This window comes from Halobellus limi, from assembly GCF_004799685.1.
GTDB classification, from domain to species: Archaea; Halobacteriota; Halobacteria; order Halobacteriales; family Haloferacaceae; genus Haloquadratum; species Haloquadratum limi.
This window is the reverse complement of sequence record NZ_CP031311.1, coordinates 1,060,615-1,075,792: the sequence shown is the minus strand read 5'-3', so window position 1 is coordinate 1,075,792 and position 15,178 is coordinate 1,060,615. Positions and strand designations below refer to the sequence as shown.

At 69.2% G+C, this 15,178-nt stretch carries 17 protein-coding genes; 10 read left to right on the top strand and 7 right to left on the bottom strand.

The annotated features are described in order from the left end of the window. The first annotated feature begins 99 nt into the window (after positions 1-99). The 5 genes from DV707_RS05480 to DV707_RS05460 all read left to right on the top strand — a co-directional run bounded on the left by DV707_RS05480 (position 100) and on the right by DV707_RS05460 (position 5,036). Entirely contained in the window at positions 100-966 is an 867-nt protein-coding gene (locus DV707_RS05480; RefSeq protein ID WP_103990230.1) for a 16S ribosomal RNA methyltransferase A, read from the top strand. A gap of 10 nt (positions 967-976) precedes the next feature. Then, positions 977-2,164, top strand: a complete 1,188-nt coding sequence (locus tag DV707_RS05475; protein WP_103990231.1) for a mechanosensitive ion channel family protein — start codon at positions 977-979, stop codon at positions 2,162-2,164. Then, positions 2,161-2,877 carry a HemK2/MTQ2 family protein methyltransferase gene (locus DV707_RS05470; protein ID WP_103990232.1) on the top strand — a complete coding sequence of 239 codons (717 nt, stop codon included), beginning with the start codon at positions 2,161-2,163 and terminating at the stop codon, positions 2,875-2,877. Before DV707_RS05475 ends, DV707_RS05470 begins: the two co-directional genes overlap by 4 nt. 84 nt (positions 2,878-2,961) lie before the next feature. Further along, positions 2,962-3,972 (top strand): 5-methyltetrahydropteroyltriglutamate--homocysteine methyltransferase, encoded by a 1,011-nt coding sequence (locus tag DV707_RS05465; protein ID WP_103990233.1) that lies wholly within the window; start codon positions 2,962-2,964, stop codon positions 3,970-3,972. Next, positions 3,972-5,036 carry a methionine synthase gene (locus DV707_RS05460; protein WP_103990234.1) on the top strand — a complete coding sequence of 355 codons (1,065 nt, stop codon included), beginning with the start codon at positions 3,972-3,974 and terminating at the stop codon, positions 5,034-5,036. The genes DV707_RS05465 and DV707_RS05460 overlap by 1 nt, the downstream gene beginning before the upstream one ends. 174 nt (positions 5,037-5,210) lie before the next feature. On the opposite strand, the gene ndk is transcribed toward DV707_RS05460, so the two are convergent. From ndk to rpl7ae, 4 genes are read right to left on the bottom strand one after another with little or no spacing between them, the layout of a single operon-like run. Continuing rightward, entirely contained in the window at positions 5,211-5,675 is a 465-nt protein-coding gene (gene ndk, locus DV707_RS05455) for a nucleoside-diphosphate kinase (RefSeq protein ID WP_103990235.1), read from the bottom strand. Next, positions 5,672-5,863, bottom strand: coding sequence for a 50S ribosomal protein L24e (locus DV707_RS05450; RefSeq protein WP_103990236.1), 192 nt, complete (start codon positions 5,861-5,863; stop codon positions 5,672-5,674). Before DV707_RS05450 ends, ndk begins: the two co-directional genes overlap by 4 nt. 3 nt (positions 5,864-5,866) lie before the next feature. Continuing rightward, positions 5,867-6,091 (bottom strand): 30S ribosomal protein S28e, encoded by a 225-nt coding sequence (locus DV707_RS05445; RefSeq protein WP_049986948.1) that lies wholly within the window; start codon positions 6,089-6,091, stop codon positions 5,867-5,869. A gap of 6 nt (positions 6,092-6,097) precedes the next feature. Continuing rightward, positions 6,098-6,460 carry a 50S ribosomal protein L7Ae gene (gene rpl7ae, locus DV707_RS05440; protein ID WP_103990237.1) on the bottom strand — a complete coding sequence of 121 codons (363 nt, stop codon included), beginning with the start codon at positions 6,458-6,460 and terminating at the stop codon, positions 6,098-6,100. A gap of 262 nt (positions 6,461-6,722) precedes the next feature. Between rpl7ae and tmcA the strand changes: the two genes are divergently transcribed. The 3 genes from tmcA (at position 6,723) to DV707_RS05425 (ending at position 10,254) form a co-directional block, all read left to right on the top strand. Beyond that, positions 6,723-9,056: a tRNA(Met) cytidine acetyltransferase TmcA gene (gene tmcA, locus DV707_RS05435; protein WP_103990238.1), complete on the top strand. Its 2,334-nt coding sequence runs from the start codon at positions 6,723-6,725 to the stop codon at positions 9,054-9,056. 85 nt (positions 9,057-9,141) lie between these two features. Then, on the top strand, positions 9,142-9,621 hold the full coding sequence (locus DV707_RS05430) for a DUF456 domain-containing protein (RefSeq protein WP_103990239.1): 480 nt from the start codon (positions 9,142-9,144) through the stop codon (positions 9,619-9,621). 141 nt (positions 9,622-9,762) lie between these two features. Continuing rightward, positions 9,763-10,254, top strand: coding sequence for a GNAT family N-acetyltransferase (locus DV707_RS05425; protein ID WP_103990240.1), 492 nt, complete (start codon positions 9,763-9,765; stop codon positions 10,252-10,254). A gap of 15 nt (positions 10,255-10,269) precedes the next feature. Here DV707_RS05425 and DV707_RS05420 read toward each other — a convergent pair whose 3' ends face one another. The 3 genes from DV707_RS05420 to DV707_RS05410 form a co-directional block, all read right to left on the bottom strand. Further along, on the bottom strand, positions 10,270-11,118 hold the full coding sequence (locus DV707_RS05420; protein ID WP_103990241.1) for a translation initiation factor eIF-2B: 849 nt from the start codon (positions 11,116-11,118) through the stop codon (positions 10,270-10,272). A gap of 179 nt (positions 11,119-11,297) precedes the next feature. Next, a complete protein-coding gene (locus DV707_RS05415) occupies positions 11,298-11,573 on the bottom strand; it encodes a DUF5822 domain-containing protein (protein WP_103990242.1) in 276 nt (91 codons plus the stop codon). A gap of 80 nt (positions 11,574-11,653) precedes the next feature. Beyond that, the gene (locus DV707_RS05410; RefSeq protein WP_103991213.1) at positions 11,654-12,433 is read right to left on the bottom strand and encodes an alpha/beta fold hydrolase; all 780 of its coding nucleotides are present in this window, start codon (positions 12,431-12,433) and stop codon (positions 11,654-11,656) included. A gap of 192 nt (positions 12,434-12,625) precedes the next feature. Between DV707_RS05410 and DV707_RS05405 the strand changes: the two genes are divergently transcribed. Next, the gene (locus DV707_RS05405; protein WP_103990243.1) at positions 12,626-12,874 is read left to right on the top strand and encodes an Hsp20/alpha crystallin family protein; all 249 of its coding nucleotides are present in this window, start codon (positions 12,626-12,628) and stop codon (positions 12,872-12,874) included. Beyond that, positions 12,871-15,132 (top strand): CDC48 family AAA ATPase, encoded by a 2,262-nt coding sequence (locus DV707_RS05400; RefSeq protein WP_103990244.1) that lies wholly within the window; start codon positions 12,871-12,873, stop codon positions 15,130-15,132. The genes DV707_RS05405 and DV707_RS05400 overlap by 4 nt, the downstream gene beginning before the upstream one ends. Positions 15,133-15,178: the final 46 nt, after the last annotated feature.

Here is a 15,178-nt window from a genome sequence, read left to right as displayed (position 1 = left end):
GTCGAGAACGGCGACAGGGGTGGGAACGGCGCCCGGATCGCGGTCGGGGCGGGCCCGCGACCCGAGACGTTTACACTCTCCCGCCCGCAACGAGGGGCAATGACAGATACGACGCCCGATGGGATCTCCGAGCCCCGAGATCCCGACGACCTGCGCCGTCGGGCGGGCGTACGCGGCGACCCGGATCGGGACCAACACTTCCTGGTCGACGACCGGGTGTTGGATCGGATTCCCACGTACCTCCCCGAGGACGCCGACGCGACGCACCTCCTCGAGATCGGCGGCGGGACGGGCGCGCTCACCGACCGGCTGCTTCGGGTCGCCGACGAGGTGACCGTCGTCGAGCGCGATCCGCCGCTCGCGACGTTCCTCCGCGAGGAGTTCGCCGCCGAAATCGACGCCGGACGCTTGCGGGTCCTCGAGGGCGACGCCCTCGAAGTCGACCTGCCCGACTTCTCGGCGTCCGTCTCGAACCTCCCGTACGGCATCTCTTCTGAGATCGCGTTCCGACTCCTGCCCGAGAGCCGTCCGCTCGTGTTGATGTTCCAGCGGGAGTTCGGCGAGCGGATGGCGGCCGACCCCGGCACCGACGCGTACGGTCGGCTGTCGGTCACCGCGCAGCACTACGCCGACGTCGAGGTCGTCGAGACCGTGCCGCCGACGGCGTTCGATCCCGCGCCGGCGGTCGAGAGCGCGATCGTCCGGCTGCGACCGAGGGAGCCGGACTACACCGTCGACGACGAGGGGTTCTTCTTCGACTTCGTGAAGGCGCTCTTCACCCAGCGCCGCAAGACGATCCGGAACGGGATCCGGAACACCGCCCACATCTCGGGGCTCTCCGATCCCGACGCGGTCGTCGACGCGGTCGAGGAGCGGAACGAGGACCTCCTGCGTGCGCGGGCCGGATCGCTCGCACCCGAAGCGTTCGCGGAACTGACCGCGATCGCCGACGAGCACGGTCGCTGAGTCGCTCTCTATGTCCGGAATCCTCCAGACGTCGACCGGCGGTCTCGGTGGAGTAGAGAGCGCGTTGGCGGCGCTCTCCGAGTTGGTCCCGACGTTCACCGGCCGCCTCGCCGTCACCTTCGCGATCGGGGTCGCCACGATGGCGCTCCTGGCGCGGACGGACCGGGTCCACGCCGCGGCCCCCGAGCGGCTGCCGTCGACGGCGTGGCACCTCTTGGTCACGCTGGGGACGATGTTCCTCGCCGCGACCGCCGGCGTGGCGATCGTCGGGGTCTGGGGGCTCTCCGACGAGTTGATCGGCGTCTTCGGACCGAACTACGGCCCCGAAACCATCGTTCAGATCGGCATCTCCCTGCTGTTCCTGATCGGCGCGTACACGATGACGGGGCTGGTCCGGCAATTGGCCGAGGAACTCGCGGAGACGCGCTCGTCGATCGGCGAGCACGAGGGCGAGATCGCCTTCCGGGTCGGCCAGGTGACGCTGTATCTCCTCGCGTTCACGATCATCCTCGCGCTGTGGGACGTGAACGTCGGCGGGATCCTCGTCGGCGCGGGATTCCTCGGGATCGTCGTCGGGATGGCCGCCAGACAGACGCTCGGAGCGCTCCTGGCGGGGTTCGTCCTGATGTTCTCCCGGCCGTTCGAGATCGGCGACTGGATCCAGGTGGGCGACTACGAGGGTATCGTCACCGACATCACGATCGTCAACACCCGGATCCAGACGTTCGACGGCGAGTACGTGATGATCCCGAACGACGTGGTCTCCTCGGAGAGCCTCGTCAACCGGAGTCGGAAGGGTCGGCTCCGCATCGAGATCGAGGTCGGGATCGACTACGACGCCGACCCCGAGCACGCCGCGGAGGTCGCAAAGCGCGCCGTCTCGGAGCTCGACGATCCGATGAACGTGCCGACGCCGCAGGTGGTGCTCAAACGGCTCGACGACTCCGCGGTCGTCCTCGGCGTGCGCTACTGGATCGACAACCCGAGCGCCCGGCGGAAGTGGCGCTCGAAGACGGCCGTCATCGGCGCGGTCAAAGAGGCCCTGGAGGCGGAGGGAATCAAGATCCCGTTCCCGCAGCGGGAACTGATGGGCCGCAGCGAAGAGGGCGGGTTCGTCCTCGCGGGCGACGAACGGCCCGCGGAGCCACAGGTGGAGCCGACGCCCGACGGGGGCGACGGAGGCGGAGGCGACTCGTGACAGACTCGACAGAGGGGACGGAACCTACGGACCCGACGGAGGAGCAGACGAAACGGGATCTCGCCGCGCGTCGCGGGGCCGAGACGGCCGTGTATCAGCCGGCGGAGGATTCGGCCCTCCTCGCGTCCGCGGTCGAGAAACGGGGCCGGGGACGGCTGCTGGAGGTCGGTACCGGATCGGGCTGGGTCGCCTCTCGGGCGGCGCGGGACGTCCCCGAGGTGAGTGCGGTCGTCGCGAGCGACCTGAGTCCCCACGCGTGTCGGGCGGCGCGCGAGCGTGCCGTGGCGGGCGGCGTCGACGGGGCGACGGTCGACGAGGCCGACGCCGACGCGGCGCCCGCCGGAGCGCCGCCGCTCTTCGACGTCGTGCGCGCGGACCTCGTCGAGCCCTTCGACGACGACGCGTTCGACACGGTCGCGTTCAACCCGCCGTATCTCCCCACCGACCCCGAGAACGAGTGGGACGACTGGATGGAGCGGGCGCTCTCGGGCGGGCAGTCCGGGCGGGAGCTGATCGACCCGTTCCTCGGAACCGTCGGGCGGGTGCTCGCGCCCGGCGGCGTCGCGCTGCTGCTCGTGAGTTCGCTCACCGGGTACGACGCGGTGCTCGACCGCGTCCGCGAGTGCGGATTCGAACACGAGGTCGTCGTCGAGGAGTCGTACCCGTTCGAGACCCTCTCGGTGCTCGCGCTGACCCGCGAGGCCGAAGCGTGACCGACACCGCCCGCGTATGAAATACCCAATAGTAATAACACACTTTAGTAAATATTAAGCAGCGGCATTTCGTAGCGACCGTCGATGACTGAACTCGTCGCGACGACACCGGGCCTGTTTCCGCTTCCGGACTGGGCGAAGTCCGAGTTCTCGGAACTCAAGGGCCGGCAGAAAGCCGACCTCATCTCCGGCGACGAGTCCGACCAGGTCGTCTCGGCGTACGGCCGTGCCCGCGCGGAGGTCGTCGACGACCAGTTCGAGGCCGGCCTCGACCGGATCGTCGAGGGGCAACTCCGCTGGGACGACATGATCGCGCACCCGCTGACAGTCCACGACAACGTGGAGACGGGCGGCATCAGCCGCTACTACGACAACAACAACTTCTACCGGAACCCCCGCGTCGTGGGCGAGTTGACGCGCTCCGGCGACGTCGCAGCCGACCTGTCGGCGGCGCTGGAACTCTTCGACGACGCCGCGCCCCTGCAGGCGGTCCTCCCCGGCCCGCACTCGCTGGCCGACCTCGCGACGGACGACCACTACGGCGACGACCGCGAGTTCCTCTCGGCCGTCGCGGACTTCCTGGCCGGCGAGGTCGAGTCCTTTCCGGCCCACGAGACGCTGTTTCTCCTCGAACCGTCGCTCGTCGCGAACCCCCCGGGCGACGACCTCGCGGCGGCCGTCCCGGAGGCAATCGACGCCGTGGCCGGAGCGACCGACGCCGACGTCGTCGTCCACACGTACTTCGGCGCGCTCGAGGAGAAGACCTACGCCCACCTGATGGACGCCGACGTCGCCGCGTTCGGCCTGGACCTCGTCGCCGCGGACCGAGAGCAAACCGTCTACAACGCCGTCGAGTACGGCGTCACCGGCGACGTCGCGCTCGGCGTCGCCGACGGCCAGAACACGCTCGTCGAGTCCGCGGAGACGCTCCGCGAACGCGCGGAGTGGTTCACCGAACAGGTGCCCGCGACCGACTTCGAGACCGTCTACCTGAGCACGAACACGGAGACGTTCTACCTCCCGATCAACAAGCACCGGGCGAAGCTCTCGGCGCTCGCGACGGCCGCCGGTCTCGACAGGGAGGTGACGGCCTGATGGTCCGGAACCCCTCGAACCGGGCGCAGTTCAGGCCGGGAGACCACGACGCCGAGCACTTCCTCCTGACGACCGTCGTCGGGAGCTACCCGAAGCCGACGTGGCTGAACACAGTCAAAGAGCTCTCGGAGGATCCCGACGCGGCGTTCGACGACGCGGACCTGGCGGAGGCCTACGACGACGCCGCGCGCGTGATCACCCGCGAGCACGAGCGCGCCGGCCTCGACACCGTCGTCGACGGCGAGATGCGCCGCGAGGAGATGGTCGAGTACTTCGCCCACCGGATCCCCGGCTACGAGTTCAACGGCCCCGTGAAGGTCTGGGGACACAACTACTTCGACAAGCCCTCGGTCGTCTCGGAGGTCGAATACGACGACCCGTGGCTCCTAGATGAGTTCGAGTTCGCCGCCGACGTCGCGACCCGTCCGGTGAAAGTCCCGATCACCGGCCCCTACACGCTCGCGCGGTGGTCGTTCAACGAGGCCTACGACGACACGGCCGCGCTCGCGTACGACCTCGCGAACCTCGTCAACGAGGAGATCAAGGGCCTCGTCGACGCTGGTGCGCGCTACGTCCAGATCGACGAGCCGGCGCTCGCGACGACGCCGGACGATCACCACATCGTCGGCGAGTCGATGGAGCGGATCGTCGACGGCGTTCCCGAGGACGTCCGGATCTGCCTGCACGTCTGCTACGGCGACTACTCCCGGATCTACCCGGAGATCAACGACTTCCCGATCGACGAGTTCGACGTCGAACTCTGCAACGACGGCTACGAACAGATCGACGTGTTTCGAGCCCCCGAGTTCGAGCCGGATCTCGCACTCGGAGTCGTGGACGTCCACGACCCCGAGGTCGAATCCGTCGCGGAGATCAAAGGCAACATCCGGCAGGGGCTCGAGGTCGTCTCACCCGACCGACTCACCGTCTCGCCGGACTGCGGGGTGAAGTTGCTCCCGCGCGAGGTGGCCTATCAGAAGATCGCGAACATGGTGCAGGCCGCCCGCGAGGTCGAGGCCGAACTGGACGCCGGCGAGATCGAGGTCGCCGCGCCCAAAAGTTAGTCGTCCGCGATCGGATACTCGGTTCCCCGGCCCGATTTCTGCGTCCGGCCCCGACTACGCCGTTGCTCTCTCCTCTCCCCTCCTCTCCGCAGACCGGGAGGTGTCTCTCCCGGCCTCGTCGAACGGATGAGAGATCCCGTCGATCGCGACGGGGAAAACGAATCGGCGAGCGACCTACTCGTACAGCCAGGCGGCGTCGATCCGCTCGTAGTCGAGCAGCTCCTCCTCGTCGAAGAAGAGGTCGATCTCGCGCTCGTTCGCGCCCTCGTCCTCGTGGTCGGAGGCGTGGATGACGTTGCGGCCGAGGTCCAGGCCGAAGTCGCCGCGGATCGTGCCCGGGGCGGACTCGGCGGGGTCGGTCTCGCCGACCATCGAACGGACCTGTCGGGTCGCGTCCGCGCCCTCCCAGACCATCGCGAAGACCGGTCCGGAGGTGATGAACTCGACGAGGTCGTCGAAGAACGGCTTGTCCTCGTGCTCGCCGTAGTGCTCGTGGGCGAGGTCGTCGTCGATCTGCATAAACTTCCCGCCGACGAGTTTCAGCCCGCGCTCCTCGAACCGGGAGACGATCTCGCCGATGAGGCCGCGCTGCACGCCGTCGGGTTTGACCATCACGAAGGTGCGCTCGTCCTCGCTCATTCGCTGCCGCCCTCGTTACGGCCCGCTTCGGTCCACTCCAGATCGCGGGGCTCGCGGCCGAGGCGGTAGTTCTTCTCGGCCTTCGAGTCCTTGAAGTGGAGGATCGTTCCGTCCTTCTTCACGAGCATCGTGCCCGTGCCGGGTTCGATCTCCTCGCCGGTGTAATCGCACGTGCGCGTTTCGACCATTGGTTATCGACCTCCGATGGAGTCGGCGTCCCGCTGCGTCTCGCGAAGCTGCAGGATGTCGCCCTCGCGGACGGGGCCCAGGACGTTCCGCGTGATGATGCGGCCCTGGTTCGAGCCCTCGCGGATGCGGCACTTGACCTGCATGGCCTCGCCGTGCATCCCTGTCTTGCCAACGATCTCGATGACTTCGGCCGAGGTCGAGTCGCTGGCGGTCTCTTCTGCGCTCATCGTCGCTTACCGCAGTTCCTCGAGCTTCGCGGCGATGTCTTCGACGTCACCCTCCGAATCGCCGGCGTCGACGATGGCGGCGGCGGCCGAGCCGACTTCGAGGCCGGCGGCCTGGCCGACCTCGTCCTGCGTCTCGATGAAGACGTAGGGGATCCCCTTCTCGTCGGCGAGTTCGGGCAGGTGCATCACGATCTCTTCGGGCGAGACGTCCTCGGCGACGAAGACGAGCTCGGCGGTGCCGCGCTCGACGGCTTTGGTCGTCTCGTTGGTTCCTTTCTTTACGGTTCCTGTGTCTCGGGCGACCTCGAGGGCCTCGAGGGCATCCTCTGCGAGGTCGGCTGGGACGTCGAATTCTACGTAGACTGGCATTGGTTGTTCACCTCTCCTGCTCGCGGGCTCGACTGCCCCGCCGGAAATACCGGTTTCCCTGACGGCGGGGAGTATCATCAACCCCGGGCAGGCTGTACACTTCGATTGCTCCGGATCGCATAAAAGCGCTTTCAATGGCGTCGTGCCGTGGCACGACGACACACGCGGCTGTGTCGTCGGACGCACGCGCCGGTGTCGCCCCGACCGCTCACGACGCGCGACCGAACGCAACCTCCTTACACGGCCGCGACGACTCCGGGATATGAACGTCGCCGCTCTCGCGGCGGACCTCCGCGCGGCGGCCCGGCGGAGCGATCACCGGCGGCTGCTCGTCCTCGCGGGCGAGCGCGACGCCGGCGTCGACGCCGCCTTCGACGCCGTCGAGGGGGCCGCGATCCCCGACGAGGAGACGACCATCGTCACGACGGCCGAGGGGTTCCGGTTCGAGCGCGTGGCGCCGAACCACGCCCGGGAACTCCTGGGCACGACCCGGACGGCGGTGATCTACGACGCCCACGAGGACTTCTCGCCGAACGCCCTGGGCCGCCTCGTCGGCACCGTCGACGGCGGTGGACTGTTCGTCCTGCTCGCGCCGCCGCTCGACGACTGGCCCGACCGTCCGGGTTCGTTCGAGTCCTCGCTGGCTGTCCCGCCGTACGCCGTCGACGACGTCGGCGGCCGGTTCCGCGAGCGACTCGTCGGCACGCTCCGGGACCACCCCGGCGTGGCGATCGTCGACGTCGACGCCGGAACCGTCGAACGCCGCGGCGACGCCGACGCGTCGGCTCCGGCGCGTTCGACGCCCTCGACGCCCCCTGCGGGAACACGGCGCTTCCCGGCCGCGGCGTACGAGGCCTGTCTGACCGCGGATCAGTCGCGCGCGCTGCACGCCCTGGAGGCGCTCGAACATTCGGTGGGCGGCACCGACGGGGAGCAGCGGGACGCGGAGGGCGAGGCTGACGAGGGACGGCGGCGCGCCGTCGTCGTCGAGGCCGACCGCGGCCGCGGGAAGTCGAGCGCGGCCGGCCTCGCCGCCGGATCGCTCGCCGCCGCCGGTCGCGACGTCCTCGTCACCGCCCCCGACAGGCGGAACGCGAGCGATCTGTTCTCACGGGCGAGCGAGTTGCTGTCGGCGCTCGACGCTCTCGGCGACGAGCGCTCCGGGGACGGGCCGTTGCGTGCGAGAAGCGGCGGCCGGATCCGCTTCGCGCCGCCGGCGGAGGCCGCAGAGCTTCCGGACGACCCCGACGTCGTCCTCGTCGACGAGGCGGCGGCGCTGCCCGTTCGGCTGCTCTCGTCGTTCCTCGACGGGCCGGCGGTCGCCTTCTTCACCACCGTCCACGGCTACGAGGGGGCCGGCCGCGGTTTCTCCGTGCGCTTCAGGGACGAACTGGACGGGCGCGACCACGACGTGACGGAGGTGACGCTCTCGGAGCCGATCCGGTTCGCGCCCGCCGATCCCGTCGAGTCGTGGGCGTTCCGCGCGCTGCTTCTCGACGCCCGCCCGCCGGTCGAGGCCCTCGTCGCCGACGCGTCGCCGTCGTCGGTCGATTATCGGGCGCTCTCTCCCGAGGAACTCGCCGCCGACGAACACCTGCTCCGGGAGGTGTTCGGCCTCCTCGTGCTGGCGCACTACCGGACGGAGCCGGACGACCTCGCCCGCCTCCTCGACGCGCCGAACCTCCGGGTCCGGGTGCTGGAACACGAGGGACACGTCGTCAGCGTCGCACTGCTGGCGCGCGAGGGCGGCCTTGACGCCGAGACGCGCCGGTCGATGTACGAGGGCGCGCGGGTCCGCGGCAACATGCTCCCGGACGTGTTCACGAGCCAACTCCGCGACGAGGAGGCGGGCGTTCCGGTGGGTTACCGCGTGGTCCGCATCGCGACGCACCACGCCGCTCGCTCGCGCGGGTTGGGATCGACGCTCCTTTCGGAGGTCCGCACCGAGTTCGACGGCGACGCCGACTACCTCGGCGTCGGGTACGGCGCGACGCCGGACCTGCTCTCCTTCTGGGAATCGAACGGCTACGAGACGGTCCACCTCTCGACGACGCGGAACGAGTCCAGCGGCGAGTATTCGGCGCTGATGCTGGATCCGCTCTCGGAGGTGGGACGGGCGCTCTGTGATCGCCACGCCCGCTGGTTCCGCGACCGCATCGGAGACCTGCTCGCCGAGCACCTCCGCGACGCCGACCCCGACGTCGTCCGCGGTGCGCTGGCGGCCTGCGAGGCCCCCCTCTCGCTCGACCTCTCCGACTACGAGTGGCGCGTCGTCGTCGGCGTCGCGTTCGGTCCGGGGCAGTACGCGACGGCCCCGCGGGCGTTCCGCCGCCTCGCGCTCGCCGCGCTCGTCGGGGCGGGAGAAGAGGGAGAAGACGGCCCGGACGGCGAACCGACGCTGACGCCGCGGGAGGAGCGCCTCCTCGTGAGGAAGGTGCTCCAGACGCGCCCGGCGGACGCCGTCGCCGACGAACTCGGATACGTGTCCGCCCGGCAGTGTCTCCGGGCGCTCGGCGACGCGTACGGGTCGCTCGTCGAGCGCTACGGCGGGACCAACGAGGTCGTCGCGACCGAGCGCGAGCGGTTCGGTGAGTGATCGGGCGGCCCCCGACAGTGAGTGAGGGCGGCCCCGACAGCAGATCGAAGACAGCCTTCATCACCGTCGGCGGCGACGTCCCCGTATGGAACCGCTCACCTGGATCGCGCTCGGCGTCGTCGCCCTCGGGGTCGTCGGCTCGGCGCTGCCGCTGGTCCCCGGCGGGGGGCTCTCGGTCGTCGGCGTCCTCGGCTACTGGTGGTCGACGGGCTATGCGGAGCCCTCGGCGCTGCTCGTCGCGATCCTCGTCGGCGTCGGACTCCTCACGATGCTCGTCGACTACTTCGGCGGGGCCGTCGCCGCGCGGGCGGGCGGGGCCTCGGCGCTCACGACCGCCGCCGCGGTGCTCGTCGGTCTCTTCCTCCTCTTCGTCGCCGGCCCGGTCGGGTTCGTCCTCGGGATCGCGGCGACCGTCTTCGCCGTGGAGTTCGCCCAGCACGCCGACGCCGAGGCGGGGTTCCGCGTCGCGCTGTGGGCCACGGTTGGCGTGCTCGCGTCGACCGTCGTGCAGGTGGTCCTGACGGGATCGGTGCTGGTGGTGCTGCTGTTGGTCGCCTTCGTCTGAGGCGTGCTCGACGGTTTCGATTCGAGAGAGCGAGCCGACGAGCGGACCGGCAGACGAGTGAGACGACGCACTGGGGCACGCGGACCGGCAGATTTGCGAACCGACGGCAGAATTATATCGGTCGTGGTCCTACCTGACGCCGTGAGCGTCAACGTCGAGACGCGAGTCGACGCCCCGGGGTCCGCCGAGTTCGTCGAGAGCGCGTGGGACCTCAAAGAGCGGATCCGGGAGCGAGAGGACGTCCTCAAGCAGCGTCGGGCGTTCTTCGTCGACGCGTATCGACGGGCGAACGACCACCTCCTCTTCGAGGACGACGACCTCGTCGGGTTCGCGTCGGTTCGACGGGACGGCTACATCCTCTTTCTCGCGGTCGCCCCCGAGCGACGCGGCGAGGGGTACGGCAAGCGCCTCGTCGCCGCCGCGCTGCAGGACCACGAGTCGATCTCGTGTCACGCGCGGGCGACGAACGAGGGAGCGCTCTCCTTCTACGAGCACCTCGGCTTCGAGATCCAGCGGCGGATCACCGGCTACTACGAGGACGGCGGCGACGCGTACTACCTCCGCCTCGGCGACGGCACCTCGCTGCGGGAGAAGTTCGCGGAGTTCTTCCGTCGCTCGGTAGTCGGCGAGTGAGGGGCGTCGTGGCGGCTACAGGTTCTCGACGCCGTTGTCGGTGATCACCTCGTCGAGCAGGTCGACGGGCGTCGCGTCGTAGGCGGGGTTCTCGATCACGACGTCCTCGATCGGCTCTAAGGACACCTCCGCGGGCGAGCGATGCTCGTTCTCGAAGACGAAGCCGTCGTCGACGATCTTCGCCGCCGACCCGACGACCGTGACCGGCACGTCGAGGTAGTTCGCCGTGGCGACGATGGGAAAGGTCCCGACGCGGTTGTACAGCGTGTCCTCGACGATGCAGTCCATCCCGACGACGACCCGGTCGCAGTCGTCCAGGAACGTGCCCGACGCGCTGTCGACCACCAGGTGCGGTTCGACCCGGTCGATGCCGGCGAGTCTGCGGGCCGTCTTCCGGCCGAGGTACCGGGGTCGGGCTTCCGTGACGTACGCCGTCAGGTAGGTGCCGTCCGTCGCCGCCTGCTCTACGGCCTCCAAGACGGTCGAGGAGAAGTCGTGCATCAGGAACGTCTCTCCGTCCTCGAACGTGGGAGCCGCGTTCCGCGCCGCCCGCGACTTGCCCTGTTGAACGTCCTCGACGACCCGTTCGACCACCTCGTCGAGGAGGGACTTCGCCTCCTCGACGGTGTCCTTCCGGTCGACGACGTTCACCAGCACGGTCTGCATCGCGTTGAACAGCGACGCGTGCGAGGGGTTCGCCCGCTTGAGCGCGCTCGCGTTCCGTTCGAGGTCGCGCTCGAACTCCTCGACCGTGGCGTGATCGCGCTCTAACAGATCCGAAAGCGCCCGCGTCGCCTTGACGGCGACGACCGACGAACTGTGCGTCTGCATCTCTCGGATCTCCGCGATCGTCTCGTCGATCATAATCGAACGTCGGTGACTCGGGTGAAAGAGTTTCCGACGGCGGTGGGTTTCGCACTCGAACGAGACGCCGACGCGGGTGGAAAACGCCGTTCTCCACCGACGTCGAGGGTGACGGGCCCTCAGCGAAGTGTCCGTATCAGTCGGGTTCGGCGTCCCCGGTTCGGTTTTCGCCGTCCGGATCAGTCGGACTCGCCGTCGATCTCGTCGGGGTCACCGCCGCCGTCGCCGGCGTCGAACCGCCGGGCGTACGCGAAGACCGCGAGCGCGACCAGGACCCAGACGACGGCCCCCACGCGGACCGCGAACTCGACGCGGGCGCCCCACGTCGGCAGGGTGGCGCGCAGCGAGAGCGCGGCGACGATCGGCGCGCCGACCACGATGGTGAGCACGAACGTCGTCTGCATCACCCACCCGTAGTCGACGCCGTCGGGGTCGGAGGTCTCGACAGGGTCCACAGGCCCGTCTTCGAGAGCGTGCGCAAAGACGTGCCGATTTCCGGCCGAACCGGTGGCGCCCCCCCTGGTCGGGACGGGACTCAACCCGAGACGCGGCCGTCGACGAACTCCGTGACGGCGTCGTTGAACGCGTCGGGACGTTCCAGCATCGCGAGGTGGGCGGCGTCGTCGAGGACGGTCAGTTCGCAGTCGGGCAGTTCCGCGCAGAGCTCCTCGTGGAAGTGCGGCGGCGTCAGCCGGTCGTGCTCGCCGACGAGCGCGAGCGTCGGCACGTCGACGTCGGCGAGGTCCCCGCGGGCGTCGAACGCGTGGGCCGTCCGGAAGTCCCGTTCGAGTATCGCCCGGCCGGTCGATCGCAGCGCCGCCCGCGAGACCGCGAGCGTGTCCTCGTCGGCGTCGTGAAAGAGGTGGTCCGGTTCGTGGAAGAACTCGACGACCCGCTCGAAGTCCTCGGTCACCCACCGGAGCAGGTCGTCCAGCACCGGGAGCCGCGGTCCCGCCCCGGCCAGGACGGCGCCGTCGACCGCGAGTTCCCGCTCCGCGAGCGCCGTGAGGACGACCGCGCCGCCGAGGGAGTTGCCCAGAAGCACGTCGGCGTCGACCGCGTCGGCGACGGCGACGGCGTCGTCGACGTACGCCGAGAGGGTCTCGTAGCCGGGTTCGGCGGCGACGTCCCCGCTCTCGCCGTGGCCGCTCAGATCGAGCGCGACGAAGGGATACTCCGCACCGAGTTTCGACTGGGCGCTCCAGACCCGGTGGGTGCCCCCGCTGCCGTGCACGGCGAGTATCGTCGGGCCGCCGCCCCCGCGGTCGAACGTCCGGTAGGCGGTCTCCCGCCCGTGGTGTGAAACCGTCTCCATACGGACCTGTTCGACCGGCGCCGACATAAACCCCCGAGCGCGGTGCGGCGGTCGTCGCTCGCGCGCCTGGACGCTGGAGTGGCGGAGTCGAACCGCAATTCAACCGGCGATGACGCGTTTTCTCCGCAGTGATGCGATTATCCTGCGACAGATTTAAATACTTAAGCGACTAACCTGGAGTTAGGAATAACGATGAGCACCAAGCAATTAGCCGGTGGAGACGAACGGATCGTCCGCCGGTACGAGTACGACGACAGTTGGGTTCTCGCAGCGGACGTCGGTCTCGCCTCCGAAGACGTCGACGTCGACGTCGTCGGCACGACCGCGATCGTCGTCGCCGAGACCGGAGACGAGGTCTCCGAGGCGGAGTTCGAACTGCCCGGATCGGAGGCATCGGTCGCGACGAACAACGGCGTACTCACCATCACCGTCGAGAAATGAAGCTCACTGTCAAACCACTCAAGCAGAAGGACGCCGGCCGCGGACTCGCGGCCATCGACCGCCAGGCGGCCGAGGAACTCGATCTGGAGGGCGGCGACTACATCCGGATCGACGGCAACGGCGGCACCGCCATCGCGCGGGTCTGGCCGGGCTACCCCGAGGACAGCGGCACGGGCGTCGTCCGCATCGACGGCCGACTCCGCCAGCAGGCCAACGTCGGCATCGACGACCGCGTCGAGGTCGAGAAGGCCGACATCAAGCCCGCGAAGCACGTCTCGGTCGCGCTCCCGCAGAACCTCCGCATCAGCGGTAACATCGGGACGCACCTCCGGGACAAGCTCGCGGGCCAGCCCGTCACGCAGGGGCAGAACATCCGCGTCCCCTTCGGGTTCGGGTTCATGTCCTCGTCGAACCAGCCGATCCCGCTGAAGGTCGCCTCGACGGAGCCGAGCGGCACGGTCGTCGTCACGGACTCGACCGAGGTGACGATCAGCCAGACGCCCGCCGAGGAGATCCAGTCGACCGAGGAAGAGGAGGCCGACACGCCCTCGGTCACCTACGAGGACATCGGCGGCCTCGACCGGGAGCTCGAACAGGTGAGAGAGATGATCGAGCTGCCGATGCGGCACCCCGAGCTATTCCAGCGGCTCGGCATCGAGCCGCCGAAGGGCGTGCTGCTGCACGGTCCGCCCGGAACGGGGAAGACCCTCATCGCGAAGGCCGTCGCCAACGAGATCGACGCCTCCTTCCACACGATCTCCGGGCCGGAGATCATGTCGAAGTACTACGGCGAGTCGGAGGAACAGCTCCGGGAGATCTTCGAGGAGGCCGAAGAGGAAGCGCCCGCGATCGTGTTCGTCGACGAGATCGACTCGATCGCGCCGAAGCGCGGCGAGGCCGGCGGCGACGTCGAACGCCGCGTCGTCGCCCAGTTGCTCTCGCTGATGGACGGCCTCGACGAGCGCGGCGAGGTCGTCGTCATCGGCGCGACCAACCGCGTGGACGCGATCGATCCGGCGCTGCGCCGCGGCGGCCGCTTCGACCGCGAGATCGAGATCGGCGTGCCGGATCGGGAGGGACGCAAGGAGATCCTCCAGGTCCACACGCGGAACATGCCGCTCGCGGACGCCGTCGACCTCGACGAGTACGCCGACAACACCCACGGCTTCGTCGGCGCCGACATCGCGAGCCTCACGAAGGAGGCCGCGATGAACGCGCTGCGCCGCATCCGGCCGGAGCTCGACTTAGAGTCCGACGAGATCGACGCCGAGGTGCTGGAGTCGCTTTCGGTCACCTCGAAGGACTTCAAGGAGGCCATCAAGGGCATCGAGCCCTCGGCGCTGCGGGAGGTCTTCGTCGAGGTCCCCGACGTCACCTGGGAGCACGTCGGCGGCCTCGAAGACACGAAGGAGCGCCTCCGCGAGACGATCCAGTGGCCGCTGGAGTACCCCGAGGTGTTCGAGGCGATGGACATGCAGTCCGCGAAGGGCATCCTGATGTACGGGCCGCCCGGCACGGGGAAGACGCTGCTGGCGAAGGCCGTCGCCAACGAGTCCGAGTCGAACTTCATCTCGGTGAAGGGGCCGGAACTGCTCGACAAGTACGTCGGCGAGTCCGAGAAGGGCGTCCGCGAGATCTTCAAGAAGGCCCGCGAGAACGCCCCCACGATCGTGTTCTTCGACGAGATCGACTCGATCGCGACCGAGCGCGGCAGCAACACCGGCGACTCGGGCGTCTCCGAGCGCGTCGTCTCGCAGCTGCTGACGGAACTCGACGGGCTGGAGACGCTCGAAGACGTCGTCGTCGTCGCGACGACGAACCGCCCGGACCTGATCGACTCGGCGCTGCTGCGCCCCGGACGGCTTGACCGCCACGTCCACGTGCCGGTCCCCGACGAGGACGCCCGCCGGGCCATCTTCGAGGTCCACACCGAGCACAAGCCGCTGGCCGACGACGTCGACCTCGACAGGCTCGCCTCGAAGACCGAGGGATACGTCGGCGCCGACATCGAAGCGGTCGCCCGCGAGGCGTCGATGGCCGCGAGCCGCGAGTTCATCAACAGCGTCTCCCGCGAGGAGGTCGAGGAGTCCGTCGGCAACGTCCGCGTGACGATGGACCACTTCGAGGACGCGCTCGACGAGGTCGGGCCGAGCGTCACCGCCGAGACGCGCGAGCGCTACGAGGAGATCGAACAGCGCTTCCAGACCAACGAGGTCGAGCGCGAACCGCAGGGCGAGGTCGGCCGGACGTTCCAGTAGCGCGGCAGACGTTCCGGTAGCGCGTGAGCGCGTTTCCGGAACGCCC

Excerpts from the sequence above, each read along its gene's own strand:
- rpl7ae (WP_103990237.1), bottom strand. The coding sequence starts at position 6,460 with ATGCCAGTCTACGTAGAATTCGACGTCCCAGCCGACCTCGCAGAGGAT.
- DV707_RS05480 (WP_103990230.1), top strand. The coding sequence starts at position 100 with ATGACAGATACGACGCCCGATGGGATCTCCGAGCCCCGAGATCCCGAC.
- DV707_RS05460 (WP_103990234.1), top strand. The coding sequence starts at position 3,972 with ATGGTCCGGAACCCCTCGAACCGGGCGCAGTTCAGGCCGGGAGACCAC.
- DV707_RS05405 (WP_103990243.1), top strand. The coding sequence starts at position 12,626 with ATGAGCACCAAGCAATTAGCCGGTGGAGACGAACGGATCGTCCGCCGG.
- DV707_RS05475 (WP_103990231.1), top strand. The coding sequence starts at position 977 with ATGTCCGGAATCCTCCAGACGTCGACCGGCGGTCTCGGTGGAGTAGAG.
- DV707_RS05445 (WP_049986948.1), bottom strand. The coding sequence starts at position 6,091 with ATGAGCGCAGAAGAGACCGCCAGCGACTCGACCTCGGCCGAAGTCATC.
- DV707_RS05410 (WP_103991213.1), bottom strand. The coding sequence starts at position 12,433 with ATGGAGACGGTTTCACACCACGGGCGGGAGACCGCCTACCGGACGTTC.
- tmcA (WP_103990238.1), top strand. The coding sequence starts at position 6,723 with ATGAACGTCGCCGCTCTCGCGGCGGACCTCCGCGCGGCGGCCCGGCGG.
- DV707_RS05430 (WP_103990239.1), top strand. The coding sequence starts at position 9,142 with ATGGAACCGCTCACCTGGATCGCGCTCGGCGTCGTCGCCCTCGGGGTC.
- DV707_RS05420 (WP_103990241.1), bottom strand. The coding sequence starts at position 11,118 with ATGATCGACGAGACGATCGCGGAGATCCGAGAGATGCAGACGCACAGT.
- DV707_RS05400 (WP_103990244.1), top strand. The coding sequence starts at position 12,871 with ATGAAGCTCACTGTCAAACCACTCAAGCAGAAGGACGCCGGCCGCGGA.
- DV707_RS05465 (WP_103990233.1), top strand. The coding sequence starts at position 2,962 with ATGACTGAACTCGTCGCGACGACACCGGGCCTGTTTCCGCTTCCGGAC.
- ndk (WP_103990235.1), bottom strand. The coding sequence starts at position 5,675 with ATGAGCGAGGACGAGCGCACCTTCGTGATGGTCAAACCCGACGGCGTG.
- DV707_RS05450 (WP_103990236.1), bottom strand. The coding sequence starts at position 5,863 with ATGGTCGAAACGCGCACGTGCGATTACACCGGCGAGGAGATCGAACCC.